Source organism: Corynebacterium guangdongense, assembly GCF_030408915.1.
GTDB classification, from domain to species: Bacteria; Actinomycetota; Actinomycetes; order Mycobacteriales; family Mycobacteriaceae; genus Corynebacterium; species Corynebacterium guangdongense.
Genome location: NZ_CP047654.1, coordinates 1,963,700 through 1,978,526, shown reverse-complemented (window position 1 = coordinate 1,978,526; position 14,827 = coordinate 1,963,700). Strand labels below are relative to the sequence as shown.

Annotated in this window: 13 protein-coding genes; 11 read left to right on the top strand and 2 right to left on the bottom strand. The window is 68.9% G+C overall.

Translation table 11 applies throughout. The annotated features are described in order from the left end of the window. Positions 1–198: 198 nt before the first annotated feature. Complete coding sequence (locus CGUA_RS09300; RefSeq protein ID WP_290194998.1) at positions 199–759, bottom strand: hypothetical protein; 561 nt, start codon at positions 757–759, stop codon at positions 199–201. A 478-nt stretch (positions 760–1,237) separates the two neighbouring features. On the opposite strand from CGUA_RS09300, the gene CGUA_RS09295 reads away from it, so the two are divergent. From CGUA_RS09295 to CGUA_RS09265, 7 genes are read left to right on the top strand one after another with little or no spacing between them, the layout of a single operon-like run. Next, positions 1,238–3,700 carry a DMSO/selenate family reductase complex A subunit gene (locus CGUA_RS09295; protein ID WP_290194996.1) on the top strand — a complete coding sequence of 821 codons (2,463 nt, stop codon included), beginning with the start codon at positions 1,238–1,240 and terminating at the stop codon, positions 3,698–3,700. 5 nt (positions 3,701–3,705) lie between these two features. Beyond that, positions 3,706–4,326 (top strand): DMSO/selenate family reductase complex B subunit, encoded by a 621-nt coding sequence (locus CGUA_RS09290; RefSeq protein WP_290194994.1) that lies wholly within the window; start codon positions 3,706–3,708, stop codon positions 4,324–4,326. A 17-nt stretch (positions 4,327–4,343) separates the two neighbouring features. Continuing rightward, complete coding sequence (locus tag CGUA_RS09285; RefSeq protein ID WP_290194992.1) at positions 4,344–5,303, top strand: dimethyl sulfoxide reductase anchor subunit family protein; 960 nt, start codon at positions 4,344–4,346, stop codon at positions 5,301–5,303. A gap of 1 nt (position 5,304) precedes the next feature. Next, positions 5,305–5,892 carry a TorD/DmsD family molecular chaperone gene (locus tag CGUA_RS09280; protein ID WP_290194990.1) on the top strand — a complete coding sequence of 196 codons (588 nt, stop codon included), beginning with the start codon at positions 5,305–5,307 and terminating at the stop codon, positions 5,890–5,892. Next, positions 5,889–6,656 carry a 4Fe-4S dicluster domain-containing protein gene (locus CGUA_RS09275; protein WP_290194988.1) on the top strand — a complete coding sequence of 256 codons (768 nt, stop codon included), beginning with the start codon at positions 5,889–5,891 and terminating at the stop codon, positions 6,654–6,656. Before CGUA_RS09280 ends, CGUA_RS09275 begins: the two co-directional genes overlap by 4 nt. Before the next feature lie 10 nt (positions 6,657–6,666). Next, the gene (locus CGUA_RS09270; protein WP_290194986.1) at positions 6,667–7,683 is read left to right on the top strand and encodes an alpha/beta hydrolase fold domain-containing protein; all 1,017 of its coding nucleotides are present in this window, start codon (positions 6,667–6,669) and stop codon (positions 7,681–7,683) included. A 58-nt stretch (positions 7,684–7,741) separates the two neighbouring features. After that, positions 7,742–8,560: a serine hydrolase domain-containing protein gene (locus tag CGUA_RS09265; protein ID WP_290194983.1), complete on the top strand. Its 819-nt coding sequence runs from the start codon at positions 7,742–7,744 to the stop codon at positions 8,558–8,560. Here the strand turns inward: CGUA_RS09265 and CGUA_RS09260 are convergent, their stop codons facing one another. Beyond that, positions 8,561–9,145 (bottom strand): protoglobin domain-containing protein, encoded by a 585-nt coding sequence (locus tag CGUA_RS09260; protein WP_290194982.1) that lies wholly within the window; start codon positions 9,143–9,145, stop codon positions 8,561–8,563. It abuts the gene before it with no gap. 205 nt (positions 9,146–9,350) lie between these two features. Between CGUA_RS09260 and CGUA_RS09255 the strand changes: the two genes are divergently transcribed. From CGUA_RS09255 to CGUA_RS09240, 4 genes are all read left to right on the top strand, one after another. Continuing rightward, on the top strand, positions 9,351–10,016 hold the full coding sequence (locus CGUA_RS09255; protein WP_290194980.1) for a sugar transferase: 666 nt from the start codon (positions 9,351–9,353) through the stop codon (positions 10,014–10,016). A 129-nt stretch (positions 10,017–10,145) separates the two neighbouring features. Continuing rightward, positions 10,146–11,441, top strand: a complete 1,296-nt coding sequence (locus CGUA_RS09250) for a type III PLP-dependent enzyme domain-containing protein (RefSeq protein WP_290194978.1) — start codon at positions 10,146–10,148, stop codon at positions 11,439–11,441. A gap of 109 nt (positions 11,442–11,550) precedes the next feature. Continuing rightward, the gene (locus CGUA_RS09245; RefSeq protein WP_290194976.1) at positions 11,551–12,645 is read left to right on the top strand and encodes an ATP-grasp domain-containing protein; all 1,095 of its coding nucleotides are present in this window, start codon (positions 11,551–11,553) and stop codon (positions 12,643–12,645) included. A gap of 335 nt (positions 12,646–12,980) precedes the next feature. Further along, positions 12,981–14,810, top strand: a complete 1,830-nt coding sequence (locus CGUA_RS09240; RefSeq protein WP_290194974.1) for a nucleoside-diphosphate sugar epimerase/dehydratase — start codon at positions 12,981–12,983, stop codon at positions 14,808–14,810. Positions 14,811–14,827: the final 17 nt, after the last annotated feature.

The following is a 14,827-nucleotide window of genomic DNA, read 5'->3' as shown; positions in this document are numbered from 1 at the left end:
GGGCGCGGTGGTCGTGGGGGCGGTTCAGCGACCTGTTCGGTGGCGTTCAGGCGGCGACACTCGGCGACGGTACTGTGCCGCCCCGGCGTGCCGAGATCCCCACGCCCGGCAGGTATTCGGGCAGGGCACGTAAAACGGCAGAAAAGTAGCCTCGACCGGGACCAGTCGAGGCTACGGCGGGAAGTGAAAAGGTGGCGTTTAGGCCTCGGAGCTGAGCTCCGGCAGAGCGGCCAGGATGGCGTCGCGGTTCTCCTCGAAGTACTCCAGGACCGTGGGCAGGAGCTCGTCGATGTAGTTGTCCGCAGTGTCCTCCTCGGCCGGGGTGGCCGGGGCGGCGGCAATCGCCGGGGTGGCCGGGGTGGCGGCGTGCTCCGGCTTGCCCGGTGTGCCCTTCGGTCCCGGGGTGGCCGGCTGCGCCGGGGTGGCGGGCTTCGCCGGCTGAGCCGGGGTGGCCGGGGTGCCCGGCTTGCCGTCGGCTTCCTCCTTCAGGCCGCACCGGTCGGCGGCCTCGTCGACACGGGCCAGCGCCGCGACGATGTCATCGCCGCGGTCATGGAACGTGGCGACGATCTGGGCCTGGGCGCGGATGGCCTCGTACTCGGATTCGGTGGTCCAGTAGGACTCGGCCTGCTCACAGGTGATCTCGCCGGCCGGCAGTTTGGCGAGGGCGTCGTCGATGGGGTCGGCGGCGGCGATGGTGGGGGACATGGTCACGACGGCGGCGGCGGCAATGGACAGAAGGGAGATGCGAGTCTTCATGGCGCACATGGTGACACGCTTATCGGTCGGGCGAAAGTCGAGGAGACAATATTTGCGCAACCGGCGGGGAGGCGACGACGTTCCGAACGCCTTCCCTGCGGTCTCGGGAAGGTGATCGCCCACGGCCCCGCTCCTGAGGGCCCGTTTCAGAGCCGAGGGACACTCTTCACATCCCGGAGAGGCCGATCAAACGACAGAAAAAGTCTGGTTATTTTTGTTTGGTGACCGTTTGAATCCCATTCTCCTGAGTGAATTTTGCCACAAACCGTACGGATGTTCCGTTGTCGCAGTGTGCGGGCCCGAAATGCCCGCCTCCCCCTTTCCTGTGGTCAGGCCCTTCCTTGGATTTTCAAGTGTCCGAACGGGCATTTAGGCCACATTCCCATTACCTATTTAACTGGTAGCCGAATCCGATTCATTTCATTAACCTGCGGATACGTCAATAGGTCATACATTGAATTGGGGAGTGTGGGCAGGAATGGGCAATGCCGTCAATGGGGTGTCACGCCGGTCATTTCTCGCGTGGACGGGTGCGGTCGGCGCCACCACCGCGCTGGTGAGCGCGACGCAGTTCGGGGCGACGCCGGGCGTCGGCAAGCACAACGCCGCATTCGCGCAGGAGTCAGACAACGCACCGGAAGGGCAGAAGATCGTCTGGTCCGCCTGCACCGTCAACTGCGGCTCCCGTTGTCCGTTGCGCCTGGTGGTGGAGGACGGGCGCGTCACCCGGGTGCTGCCGGACAACACGGGCACCGACGAGGTCGGCTCCCAGCAGATCCGGGCGTGCGTGCGTGGCCGCTCCATCCGCCACCGCATCTACAACCCGGATCGCCTGAAGACCCCGCTCAAGCGCGTCGCCGGCACCGAACGCGGGGCGGGGCAGTGGGAGGAGATTTCCTGGGAGCAGGCCCTTGATGAGATCGCCGACAAGATGAAGCAGCTGCTGGCCGACTACGGCAACGAGTCCATCTACCTGCAGTACGGCACCGGCACTATCGGCGCGACGATCGCGCGTTCGTGGCCGCCGATCCAGACCCCCTTCGCCCGCCTGATGAACCTCATCGGCGGCTACCTCAACCACTACGGCGACTACTCCTCGGCGCAGATCGCCGGCGCCTACCCCTACTTCTACGGCGAGTGGACCCCGTCCAACAGCTTCGACGACGTGAAAAACGCCAAGCTGCAGGTCATGTTCGGCAACAACCCGCTCGAGACCCGCATGTCCGGCGGCGGCGAAACCATGGTCACCCAGAAGATCAAGCAGGACCACGGCGTCAAGACCATCGTCATTGACCCGCGCTACTCCGAGACCGCCGTCGGCCTCGGCGACGAATGGGTTGCGCTGCGCCCCGGCACGGACGCCGCCCTGGTCGCCGGCATCGCCCATGTACTCATCGAGGAAAACCTGCACGACCAGGAATTCCTGGACACCTACTGCGTCGGCTTCGACGAGAAAACGCTGCCGAAGGAGGCCGCGCCCAACTCCGACTACCGCTCCTACATCGAAGGCCGCGGCCCCGACCGGACGGCGAAGACCCCGGAATGGGCCGCCGGCGTCACCGGGGTGCCGGCCACCCGCATCCGCCAGCTCGCCCGCGAAATGGGCGGCGCCAAGCCGGTCGCCATCACCCAGGGCTGGGGACCGCAGCGTCACGCCAACGGCGAGAACCAGGCCCGCGCCGTGTTCACCCTGGCCTGCCTGCTGGGACAGCCCGGCATCCCCGGCGGCGGCACGGGCGGACGGGAGGCGTCGGCAAGCCTGCCCATGGCCAGCCCCTTCAACACGCAGTACGAGAACCCGGTGGAGACCGCCATCTCCGTGGCGACCTGGACCGACGCCGTCGACCGCGGCGCCGAGATGACCGCCACCCGCGACGGCGTGCGCGGCCGGGACCGGCTCGACGTGCCGATCAAGATGATCTGGCAGTACGGCGGAAACGCCCTGACCAACCAGCACGGCGACATCAACCGCACCATGAACCTCCTCAGGGACGAGGACAAGGCCGAGCTCATCGTCGTCTCCGACATCCAGATGACGACCTCGGCGCGGATGGCCGACTACGTGCTTCCCGACGCCTCCACCGCGGAGCAGGAGGACGTCATCGCGCAGGGGTCCTCGGGCAACATGGAGTACACCATCCTCGCCTCCCAGGCACTGACCCCGCTGTACAACTGCCGCCCGATCTACGACGTGCTCGCCGATCTGGCCGAGCGCTTCGGGGTGCGCGAGAAGTTCACCGAGGGCCGCACCCAGCAGGAGTGGGTCCAGCACACCCTCGACGAGTCCCGCAAGGAGATCGGCGAGCTGCCGGACTACGGGGAGCTCAAGGAGATGGGCATCTGGCGCCGCGAGGGTGAATCGGTCATCCCGCTCAAGGAGTTCCGCGAGGACCCGGCGGCCAACCCGCTGCCGACGCCCTCCGGCAAGATCGAGATCTACTCGCAGGCGCTCGCCGACCTGGCCGAGGAATGGGAGTTCGACGCCAACATCCCGGGGGACCGCATCACCGCGCTGCCCGAGCACGTCGACACCTGGGAGGGGGCCATGGAGGCGCGGACCAGCGACAAGTATCCGCTGCAGTGCATCGGCCACCACTTCAAGGGCCGCACCCACTCCACCTACGGCAACGTCGACTGGCTCTGCGACGACGCCCACCCGCAGATCCTGTGGATCAACACCCTCGACGCGCACGCCCGCGGCATCGAGAACGAGGACGCCGTCTACGCCTACAACGACCGGGGCCGGGTGCGCTCCATCGCGCGGGTGACCCCGCGCATCGCGCCGGGCGTGATCTCCATTCCGCAGGGCTCCTGGTTCGACCTCAACAAGGAGGGCGTCGACGTCGGTTCCTCGGTCAACACGCTGACCAGCTGGCGTCCCTCGCCGATCGCCAAGGGCAACGCCCAGCACACCACCATCGTCCAGGTAGAGAAGGCCTAGAACCCATGACCACTCAGCTCGGCTTCTATTTCAACCAGGAACTGTGCAACGGCTGCAAGGCCTGCCAGGTCGCCTGCAAGGACAAGCACGACACCCCGCTGGGCACCAACTGGCGCCGCGTCGTCGAGTACTCCGGCGGCACGTGGCAGGTGGGCAGCGACGGCACCTTCAACCACGACACCTACACCTACTACACCTCGATCAGCTGCAATCACTGCGACGTGCCCATGTGCGTGGAGGTCTGCCCGACCACCGCGATGACCAAGGGCGAGGACGGCATCGTCCACGTCGACCAGAGCAAGTGCGTCGGCTGCCGCTACTGCGAATGGGCCTGCTCCTACTCCGCGCCGCAGTTCAACCCGGAGACCGGGATGATGAGCAAGTGCGACATGTGCCGCGACTACCGCTCGCAAGGTGAGGAACCCGCCTGCGTCACCGCCTGCCCCTCCCGGGCCCTGGACTGGGGCCCGATCGACGAGCTGCGGGCGAAGTACGGCGACGTCAGCGCCGTCGCCCCGCTGCCGGATCCGACGCTGACCGAACCCAATCTCGTCATCACCCCGCACCGGGACGCCCAGCCGTGGCAGTCCTCCGACGGTGACATCGCCAACCGCGCAGAAATCTAGCCAGAAAGGTATCGCTTGTGAACACCCACGAGTGGCCGTTGACGCTGTTCACGGTCTTCGGTCAGATGGCCGTCGGCGCCTTCATCGTCCTCGGCCTCATCCAGGTCCTGGGCCGGCGCACCCATTCCACCCGGGTCATCGACCGCGTCGCCACGCCCGCCCTCTACGCGATCGGTCCCATCATGGTCGCCGGCTTCCTCGCCGCCTTCTTCCACCTCGGCAACCCCCTCCACGCGCTCAACGCGCTGCGCGGGTGGAACAGCTCCGCGCTGACGCAGGAGGTGCTCGCGGGCGTCGTCTTCGCCGCCGCCGGCTTCCTCTTCGCCCTGGCCCAGTACTTCCGCTGGTTCAGCGCCCGGGTCCGCACGGTGCTCGCCGTGCTCACCGCCGTCGTCGGCGTGGTGTTCATCTGGACGATGGCCCGGCTCTACATGCTGCCGACCATCCCGGCCTGGGACCACTGGACCACCCCGGCGCAGTTCTATCTCACCGCGCTGTCCACCGGCGCGCTGGCCATCGGCGTCGCCTTCGCCTCCTGGCCCTTCCTGCGCCACGCCGGGTGGCTCAACCGCCTCATGCCGGCCCACCGGGACCAGGAGGACGTCGACGAGAACGAGGTGCTCGCGCTCGTCGCCACCGCGCTGCGCTGGATCGGCGTCACCGTCGTCGTGCTCCTGCCGCTCGAGCTGGTCGTGCTCATGTTCTTCTACGGCCGCCCCGACTCCGTCAACCCCGCCGAGTACGCCTTCCCCATGCTCTGGTTCATCCTCCGAGTGGCCCTGCTCATCGCCGGCGCCGGACTCATGGGCCTGTCCCTGGTCCAGCTGGCCGCCCGGGCCGAGGACGGCTCCATCCAGCAGGTCCGGGCCCAACGCACCCTGCTCGTCCTGGTCACCGCCGCCTACCTACTCGTCAGCCTCAGCGCCCTCATCGGCCGCTTCATCTTCTACGGCGCCAACGACCGGATTGGAATCTGACATGAGCAAAGAATCAGCCCAGCGCGTCCTCACCGCCGCCCTGGTGATCAGCCCGCTGTACCTGGCCGCCCCCTCACGCGGCCTGCGCGAGAACCTGCAGAACCCGACCATGCTCGAGGCCTGGCCGCTCGCCGACGCCTCCTCCGCCCGCGGCCTGGCCGCGCTGAACGGGGGAGCGGACACCGCGGAGCAGCTGGCCCACGACCACCTCTACCTCTACACCGGGGTGTCCGCGCCCCTGGCCCAGCCCTATGAGTCGCCCTACTTCTCCGGCGACGGCCTGGTCATGGACGAACGCGCCGCCCAGGTGCGCGCCGCCTACGCCCGTCTCGGCTTCAGGGCCCCGGACCCGCGCTACCCCGACGACCACATCGGCCTGGAGATCGCGTTTCTCGCCGAATGCGCCCGCGCGATCAACAACGGGCAGGATGCCGCGCCGCTGCTGCGCGAATTCCTCGACGATCACCTGGCCACCTTCGCCCCGCAGGTCTGCGCCGCCACCCGGAGCCACGCGAGCACCGCGATCTACCGCGCCCTGCCGGATCTGACCGAGGGACTCATCGCCTCCGCCTACGACCTGGTCTCATGAGCTACCGACGGCTCCTGGCCTGGGTGGCGACCACCCACCCCGAGATCGTCCTGCTCTGCGACCACAGCCAGGCCCCGCGCCTGCCCCGCACCCACACGCCGCTGCGACTGCGCACCTGCGTGCGCCAGCTGCCCGACTACATGGTCCCCGAGCTCCTGCTCGCCGGCGCGACCTCCCTCGCCCTGGCCTGTCCCGAGCGCACCGAGGTCCTCGAGGCGCTGCCCCTGGCCGCCGTGCCCACCGGCCTGGTCATGCTCACCGCCGCCGAGGTTCCCGTGGACCAGGCGCCCCTGCCGCGCCGCGCCCTGCTCGGGGCCACCGCACACGCGCCGATCGACACCGGCGCCGCCGCCGACGTCCGCCTGGCCACCGCGCTGCGCGCCCTCGGCGTCGCCTACGACCGCCCGACCACCGCCACCGCCCTGCACTCCCAGGGCTGCACCGCCTGCAGCGTCTGCGTCCTGGCCTGCCCCAATGACGCGCTTTCCCTGGCCGGGGAGGGGAGCACCGAGCTGATCCACGACCGCACCTCCTGCGATTCCTGCCAGCGCTGCGTCCGGCTCTGCCCCTCCTCGGCGCTCGGCTCCGCCGGAGCGGTTTCCCTGCGGACGCTGGCCAACCAGCCGCAGGTCGTCCTCGAGACCGTCGAGACCGCCCGCTGCACCCGCTGTCACCAGCGTTTTCGACCCGCCGAGGGCGAGGAACTGTGCCGGACCTGCGCTTTTCGACGCGAGCACCCCTTCGGCGCCGCCCGACCGCACTAGACTCGGACGCATGCGCAACCCCCTCCACATGCTCGGCAACCTCGCCGGCGCCGCCGTGCTCACCACCGGCGCCCTGCAGGCCTGGCTCGCCACCGACGCCGCCCGGGAGCGCGCCCGCCACCAGAAGGCCGTGCACCCGCATCTGCAGACCCGTCTGATCAACTACCCGGTGGAGACCTCCAGCCCGGCGGTGCTGCGCGCGGTCGGCCGGGTCACCCGCCTCCTTCCGGTCCCCGGCAAGTCCCGGGAGGGCGTGGCCACCACCGTCGAGCGCCACGCCGGCCTGCGCATGCGCGTCCACCGCCCCGTCGACGGCCCGCGCCAGTCCGACACCGCCGCGCTGCTCTGGTTCCACGGCGGCGGCCACGCCCTGGGCACCCCCGCCCAGGACGACCGGCTGCTCACCTACATCGCCGCCGAGCTGGGCATCACCGTCGTGGCCCCGCGCTACTCGCTGGCGCCCTTTCCCGCCGGGCTGGACGACGCCTGGACCGCCCTGGCCTGGCTGCGTCAGCAGGGCCACTCCCGCATCGCGGTCGGTGGCGCCTCCGCCGGCGGCGGGCTGGCCGCCGGCGTCACCCAGCGCGCCATCGACGAGAACGTCCGGATCGACTACCAGCTGCTGGTCTACCCGAAGCTCGACGACCGCACAGCTGTGCGGGTCACCGAACCTCAGGGCGCGGTCGGCCGCTTCGTGTGGACCCCCGCGCTGAACAGGGCGGCCTGGGAGCTCTACCTCGCCGAGGTCGGCGGCCCCGGCGCGGAGTCGCTGCCGGACTACGCCGCCCCCGCCCGGCGCACCGATCTCGCCGGCTCCCCGCCGACCTTCATCGGGGTGGGCTCCCTCGACCTCTTCTTCGCCGAGGACCGTGACTACGCCAGGGCGCTCATCGACGCCGGCGTCCACCTCGACTGGTTCCAGCCCACCGGCGCGTACCACGGTTTCGATCACGTGGTCGGCCCGCAGATGAACCTCTTCCACCGCACCATCGTCGAGAAGCTCGGGGCTGGGCTGGGGATCTCCTGACCCGGGACACGGGAAAGCGCGGCCCCGGGGATCGGCGGCGTCGATAGGATGAGACGGTATGGACACACTTGAGGCACTGCAGCAGGTAGGACACTGGCCCGTCGATCACGCCGCGGCGGCGGTGATCGCCGACGGCCGTCTCTGGCGCACCGGGGACACCGGGCGGGTCTTCGCCCTGGCCAGCGTGACCAAACCCGTCGCCGCCTGGGGATTCCTCGTGGCCGTGGAGGAGGGCGTTCTCGAACTCGACCAGCCGATGGGGCCGGAGGGCGCCACCGTCCGGCACCTGCTCGCCCACGCCTCGGGCGTGGGCTTCCGGGACCGCGCACCGGAGCGCCCGGCCGGGGACCGGCGAATCTACTCCTCCGCGGGGTTCGAGATCCTGGCGGAGGGCGTCGAGAAGCTCAGCGGCCTGCCCTTTCCGGAGTATCTGGCGGAGGCCGTCCTCGCCCCCCTGGGCATGGGGGACACGCGGCTGCACGGCTCCGCCGGCCACGACATGAGCTCCACCGTCGAGGACATGAGCAGGTTCATCCTCGAAGTGCTCGAGCCGAGTCTGCTGCACGAGTCGACCGTGGCGGAGATTGTCACGGATCAGTTCCCGGGTCTGCGTGGCACCGTGCCCGGTTACGGCATGCACAAGCCCAACCCCTGGGGGCTGGGCTTTGAGCTGCACGGCACCAAGTCACCGCACTGGCTCGGGAAGGGGATGCCGGCGGACGTGGCCGGCCACTTCGGCCAGAGCGGCACCTACCTGTGGGTGCACCGCCCGACCGGCCGGGGCATGGTCGCCCTGACCGACCGGGACTTTGGCGCGTGGGCCAACCCGCTGTGGGCCGAGACCAACGACGCGGTCTGGGCCGAGCTCGAGGGCTAGCTACCAGAGGTCTCCGGCGTAGGGGCGGGCCCAGAGCACGAGCGTGACCGTCAGCGCCTTGAACCAGGCCACCTGCATGTCGTCGACCTGGGCACGGTCGGTCTCGCCCTGCTCGAGGAAGCCGCGGACGGTGAGGGTGACCGGGACGATCAACGCCATCATGTCCTTCATCGGCACGTGCCCGATCCCGGAATCGACGTGGTCGGTGACGTTCTTGCGCTGGGGGTGATGCCGCTTGCCGATCTCCTCCTGGTACGCCAGCCAGCGCGCGTCGAAGTCGCGGGTGCACAGGTCGACGACCCACCGCTCGAAACGGGCCCGGACCCGGGCGAGGTACTCCGTGTCGGGGTTGCCGCGGGAGCTGCGGAAGGTCGCCGCCAGGTGCGGGGTGGAGCCGATGAAGTCGTACCAGGCGTCGAGAAGCTCGGGGACGCGGGGCTCGAGGATCGCGCCGGCCCGGCGCAGCGCCACCTGATCGGCGTCGGTCCACATGACGTCGGTGAGCAGCTGCGCGAATTGGTCCTCACTGACGGGGGAGGGCGGCAGGTCCGCCTCGTAGTCGTAGCCGGGGGGAGTCGTGGACATGGGGTTCTCCTCGAGGTTTGGAGATGGCTGTGACTTAGACCATAGGTAGCTGTCAGCCCCGGGGCAAGCGTTCTCCCCGAACCGGCGGTGGCCCCCACGGGTCGTAGACGGGGTCCGCATCCTTGGAGTAGCTTGAGAGACGGCGGGGAAACCCGTCCTCACGTACCTGATTTGTGGCCCCACCGACCTGAGCGAGGTATCCGACATGGCTGTGAAAAGTATGCGTGCAAAGAGGCTGATGGACGTCGCGGTGGCCGTCCCCGCGCTCGTCGTGCTCTCGCCCGTCATGCTGGCCACTGCCGTCGGCGTCCGGCTGACGATGGGTAGCCCCGTCCTGTTCACCCAGGAACGGCCCGGGCTGAACGCCGAGCCCTTCACGCTGCTGAAATTCCGTTCCATGCTGGCCCGGGATCCGGAGCGGACCTGGGAGAACGACCACGACGAGTCCTACCGGATGACCAGATTCGGTGATTTCATCCGGCACACCAGCCTTGACGAGCTGCCCTCGCTGATTAACGTCCTGCGCGGTGATCTCAGCCTGGTCGGGCCGCGCCCGCTCAACACCAGTTACCTTGAGCACTACTCGCCCCACCAGGCGCGTCGGCACGAGGTGCGGCCCGGACTGACCGGCCTGGCCCAGGTCTCCGGCCGCAACCGCCTGACCTGGGAGGAGCGCTTCGACCTCGACGTCGAGTACGTCGACACCCGCAGCCTGCTGTTGGACGTCAAGATCCTCATCCGGACCGTCGGGGTCGTCCTCGCGCGGGAGGGGATCACGCCCGAGGAGGGCCGGACCATGCCCATGTTCGTGGGCAGCGGGTCGACATCGGCGGGGGAGAACGACCCCATTACCCGAGGTGACCGGGACTAGCCCTATTTTTTGGGGCTAGTGGTTGAGAGCTGAATCACCTTTAATCAAGGAAAGAACACAGGACCTTGAAAAAAGCGTGAATCAACCCACCGAAGGGTCCTCCGGACCACTCCCCAAGGAGGGCAAGCCTTGTCCTTTCCCACCAACTCCCCGGCTCATCCACAGACTCCCGCATTCGTCGTCGACAAGCCCCTGCTCGATGACCTGCGCATCAGCTTCCAGTCCGCGATGGCGGCCCACTGGCCCAACTCCATTCTCGGCTACTCGTTCAAGACCAACGCCCTGCCGTGGCTGGTCGCCTACTACCGCGACCACGGCGCGTGGGCGGAGGTCGTCTCCGACACCGAGTACGAACTCGCCGTCGCCCTCAGCTTCGCCCCGGACCGAATCGTCTTCAATGGCCCGGCCAAGAGCCGTGACCTTCTGCGCTTCGCCCTGACGTGCGGCTCCCTGGTCAACCTCGACTCCAAGCGTGAGGTCACCTGGGCCGCCGAGATCGCCAGGGAGAATCCGGATCGCGAATTCCGCGTCGGCCTCCGCGTCAACTACGACCTGGCGCGCATGGTCCCCGGTGAGCTCATCTCCGAGGACAATGTCGCCCGCTTCGGCTTCAACCTCGACAACGGCGAGTTCGACGCCGCCGCCGCCGAGCTCACGGAGGCGGGGGTGCGCATCGCCGGGCTGCACATGCACAACAACTCGAAGTCCAAGAGCCTGGACGTCTACCGGGCCGCCGCCCGGGTGGCCGCCGAGATCGTCGCCGGCCGGAACCTCACCCCCGACTGGATCGACATCGGCGGCGGCTTCTTCGGCGGCGTGAACGCCGAGCCCAGCTTCGACGACTACTTCCGGGTCATCCGCGAAGAACTGGTCAAAGCCGTCGACCCGGAGGAGACCACCCTGGTCGTCGAACCCGGCGGCTGCCTGGTGGCGGTGCCCTTCGAGTACCACGCGACGGTCGTCGACGTGAAAAACGTCGACGACACCCGCTTCGTCGTCATCGACGGCAGCCGGACCGACACCGATCCGCTGTTCCGCCGGACCAGGCCCTACGAGATGACGATCGAGTCGGCGTCGACGCACACGCTGCCCGCCCAGAAGCTGGTCGGCGCCACGCTGACGGAATTCGACCGGGTGACCACCCTGCACGACGAACCCGAACTGCGGGTCGGTGACCGGCTCACCTTCCACAAGCTCGGCGCCTACACGCTGCCCTTCAAGGGCCTGTTCATCGACTACCTGCCCAACGTCTACGTCCGCGCCGCCGACGGGGGCCTGACCCAGGTCCGCCGCAAATGGGGCGTGACCCAGTTCCTGCAGAACAACCTGTGGTCCCGCGGAGACGGTCAGCTTCGCGGACCCGACGGGTACGACGACACGGTCACCCCCGAGCCGCTGACCGACCCCTCGGCGGTGATCGCCTGAAGGAGCGGACGTCCCGTCGGCGGCGTGACCGCCCCGAAAACACCTTGACGCACCACGAGATTCATCCAGCAGCGCCGGGACCGACCGGCAGAACATGAGGAGCCACCCCATGGCGAGCCAGACCCCCTTGAAGATCATCATCGCCTCCGCCGGGCGCCGTGCCCACTACCTCCAATGGTTCCGGGACGCGCTCCGCCGCCAGGGAATCCCCGGCGAGGTCATCGCGCTGGAATACCGCGCGACCAGCCCCGGCTTCGGTATCGCGGACCGCGCCCAGCAGATGCCCGCCTACAACAGCGCGGAGTACGGGGAGGAGCTGCGTCGGTGGTTCGCCGCCGAACGCCCGGACCTCTTCCTGTGCATGAACGACTACGAAATCCAGGTGCTCTCCGGCGAGCTCGCCGACGCCCTCCGCGAGACCGGCGCGATCGTCACCGTCCTCGCCCCCGAGAAGCAGGCCATGGTGCTCGACAAGTACACCATGGCGCTCGAACTGGCGGCAGCGGGAATCCCGACGCCCACCACCCACCTGGGATCCGAGGCGGAGGCCGTCACCGGGAAGGCGCCGGCGGACGCGAAATTCGTGGTCAAGCACCGCTTCGGGGCGGGTTCCTCCGGACTGGAGTTCCCCGACGTCGACGGTCTCCGCAACGCCGTCGAGCGCTCGGCGCGCACCGCGCTGGGGGCGGACGGCCGGCCGGCCGAGGACGGTACCGAGGCCGTCATCATCCAGGACTTCCTGCCCGGCGACGAGTACGGCGTCGACGGGATCTTCACCCTCGACGGACGCTCGGAGCTGGTCGGGGTGATGGCCCGCCGCGTCGGCCAGATGCGTGCCGGGGACCCGGACGTGGCCACCTCCGCCGACCCGGAGGGTTTCCGGAAGCTGGTCTCCCAGGTCGGGGCGCTCCTGGAACCCACCGGTCCGATCAACCTCGACGTCCGCGAGGACGCGGCGGGAGTGGCCCGCGTCATCGACATCAACCCCCGCATGGGCGGCGGGTACCCGTACTGCCACCGGGCCGGGGCGGACATGCCCTCCGCGCTGATCCGGATGCTCCGCGGCCTCCCGCACGACCCGTCCCTGCTGGACTACGAGCACGGGGTGACCTCCGTCCGCCACGAAGAATTCACCGTGATCGGGCGGGCGCGGGAGGCGCAGCGTCCCGAACCCGAACCGGTCGCCGCCGGGGGTGAGGGATGATCGGCGCCACCGCCCCCGAGCCGCCGGACCCGCGGAGGACTTCTCCGCCGACAACGCCTCCGGCGGCCCTGGCCGACTCAGAAAGGACGTGACCCACCAGCCAGCACCGACACGCACCGATTCCACGGCTTGATTTCTCCACCGGTCCTCCCACCGGGAGCGGACACTCCCTGGCAGGACGGGCCTCACCGGCCCAGTACCCGAACTCAGACCTCCAGGGCCCCTAAGCCCCAGAACGATTGGACGTTGAAAGCCATGTCGACCGACACCACGGCCGTTAGCCTCACAGCATCGGACTATACCTCCGATTCTGTGCCCACCTCAAGGAGAGTGGCATGATGTCTCCCTATCCCTCCCCTGAAACCGACCAGCCGAGGACAACGGGAGGAGTGTCCTGGGTCCTCGTCGACCTCCTGCTGTGGATCCCCGCCGGCATCCTCGCGATCTGGGCGCGACTCGACTTCTCCTCGCTGGCCATCCCCGGACCCGCGTCGTGGGCGGTCCTCATCTTCGTCGTCACCACAGCGACGCACCTGCTGGTCGGGGCCCTGCTCGGCGTTTACCCGCCGCGTACCAGGCTGGACTCCCTGGGCCGTCAGAGCCTGGGCGTCGTGGCCTTCGCGGCGCTGGTCGCGGGCGTCGTCGGCAGCATCACCGCCACCGTCATCCCGCCTGTGGCGATGCCCCGCTCGGTTCCGCTGTTCGCGGCCTTCTTCGTCATCCTCGCGGCGTTCGGCATGAGAGCCGGCGTCCTGGCCTGGCGAACCCACCGCGCCCGCAACCGCGAACCCGTCATCGTCATCGGGGGAGGTTCCCTCGGGCGGCGCATCATCGCCGAGCTCTCCGACCCGGCCAGCGACTACGACATGGTGGTCAAAGCCGTCGTCGACGACGACATCCGCCTCCGGGGCGCCCGCATTCACGGGGTGAAGGTCCGCGGCGGCCTGGACGAGCTGGAGGCCGTCACCGCGGCCACCGGCGCCACCACCGCGGTCGTCGCGATCAACGGCATCGGCCCGACCACGAAGACGAAGATCACCAGGCTGGCCGCCGAACTCGACCTCAAGCTGATGACCGTCCCCACCCTGGAGGAGATCAGCAAGATCGGCGCCATCCAGCTGAAGGAGCTTGACCTGGCAACCCTCATGGGCCGTGAACAGGTCGTCCTCGATGAAGCCAGCATCGCCCAGCTGATCAGTGGCAAGCGGGTCCTGGTCACCGGCGCCGGCGGTTCGATCGGCTCCGAACTGGCACGCCAGATCAACCGCTACGGCCCCGCGGAACTGGTCCTCCTGGACCGCGACGAGGGCGGCCTGCACCACACCCAGCTCTCCCTGTCCGGGCAGGCGCTGCTCGACTCCCGCAACATCGTCCTGGCCGACATCCGCGACGCGGAAAGCACCCGGCAGATCTTCCTCGAGCACGCCCCCGAGGTCGTCCTCCACGCCGCCGCCCTCAAACACCAGCCGCTGCTGGAGATGTACCCGCGCGAGGCCTGGCTGACCAACGTCCTCGGCACGAGGAACGTCCTGGACGCCGCGGCCGCCTGCGGGGCCAGCGTCGTCGTCAACATCTCCACCGACAAGGCGGCCAACCCCTGCTGCGTGCTCGGCGACTCCAAGCGCATCGCCGAACGCCTGACCGCCGCCTACGGCGAAACCCACGAGGGGACCTGGGTGTCGGTCCGCTTCGGCAACGTCCTCGGCTCCCGTGGCTCCGTCATCGAGACCTTCCGCGGCCAGATCGAAGCCGGCGGACCCATCACCATCACCCATCCGGACATCACCCGCTACTTCATGACCATCCCGGAGGCCTCGGAACTCGTGCTCCAGGCCGCCGTGGTCGGTGCGTCCGGGGAAACCCTCGTCCTCGACATGGGTGAGCCCAAATCCATCCTCGAACTCGCCCGCGGGCTCATGCGCGTGGCGGGCAGGGACGACATCGACATCGTCTACACCGGCCTGCGCCCCGGTGAAAAGCTCACCGAGGAGCTCATCGACGACCGCGAGCGGCCCGTTCGCGCCGACCGTCACCCCATGGTCACGGAGGTCCGCGTCGATCCTCTCGAGCAGGTGCCCGACTGCGGCCAGGACCCCTACGTCACCCTCCGGGACCTGGCACGCAACCCGGCACAGCAGAAGGCCAGCCTGCACGAAGCGTTCTAGCCTCAACCCCACCCGAG

Excerpts from the sequence above, each read along its gene's own strand:
- CGUA_RS09300 (WP_290194998.1), bottom strand. The coding sequence starts at position 759 with ATGAAGACTCGCATCTCCCTTCTGTCCATTGCCGCCGCCGCCGTCGTG.
- CGUA_RS09295 (WP_290194996.1), top strand. The coding sequence starts at position 1,238 with ATGGGCAATGCCGTCAATGGGGTGTCACGCCGGTCATTTCTCGCGTGG.
- CGUA_RS09290 (WP_290194994.1), top strand. The coding sequence starts at position 3,706 with ATGACCACTCAGCTCGGCTTCTATTTCAACCAGGAACTGTGCAACGGC.
- CGUA_RS09280 (WP_290194990.1), top strand. The coding sequence starts at position 5,305 with ATGAGCAAAGAATCAGCCCAGCGCGTCCTCACCGCCGCCCTGGTGATC.
- CGUA_RS09275 (WP_290194988.1), top strand. The coding sequence starts at position 5,889 with ATGAGCTACCGACGGCTCCTGGCCTGGGTGGCGACCACCCACCCCGAG.
- CGUA_RS09270 (WP_290194986.1), top strand. The coding sequence starts at position 6,667 with ATGCGCAACCCCCTCCACATGCTCGGCAACCTCGCCGGCGCCGCCGTG.
- CGUA_RS09265 (WP_290194983.1), top strand. The coding sequence starts at position 7,742 with ATGGACACACTTGAGGCACTGCAGCAGGTAGGACACTGGCCCGTCGAT.
- CGUA_RS09260 (WP_290194982.1), bottom strand. The coding sequence starts at position 9,145 with ATGTCCACGACTCCCCCCGGCTACGACTACGAGGCGGACCTGCCGCCC.
- CGUA_RS09255 (WP_290194980.1), top strand. The coding sequence starts at position 9,351 with ATGGCTGTGAAAAGTATGCGTGCAAAGAGGCTGATGGACGTCGCGGTG.
- CGUA_RS09245 (WP_290194976.1), top strand. The coding sequence starts at position 11,551 with ATGGCGAGCCAGACCCCCTTGAAGATCATCATCGCCTCCGCCGGGCGC.
- CGUA_RS09240 (WP_290194974.1), top strand. The coding sequence starts at position 12,981 with ATGATGTCTCCCTATCCCTCCCCTGAAACCGACCAGCCGAGGACAACG.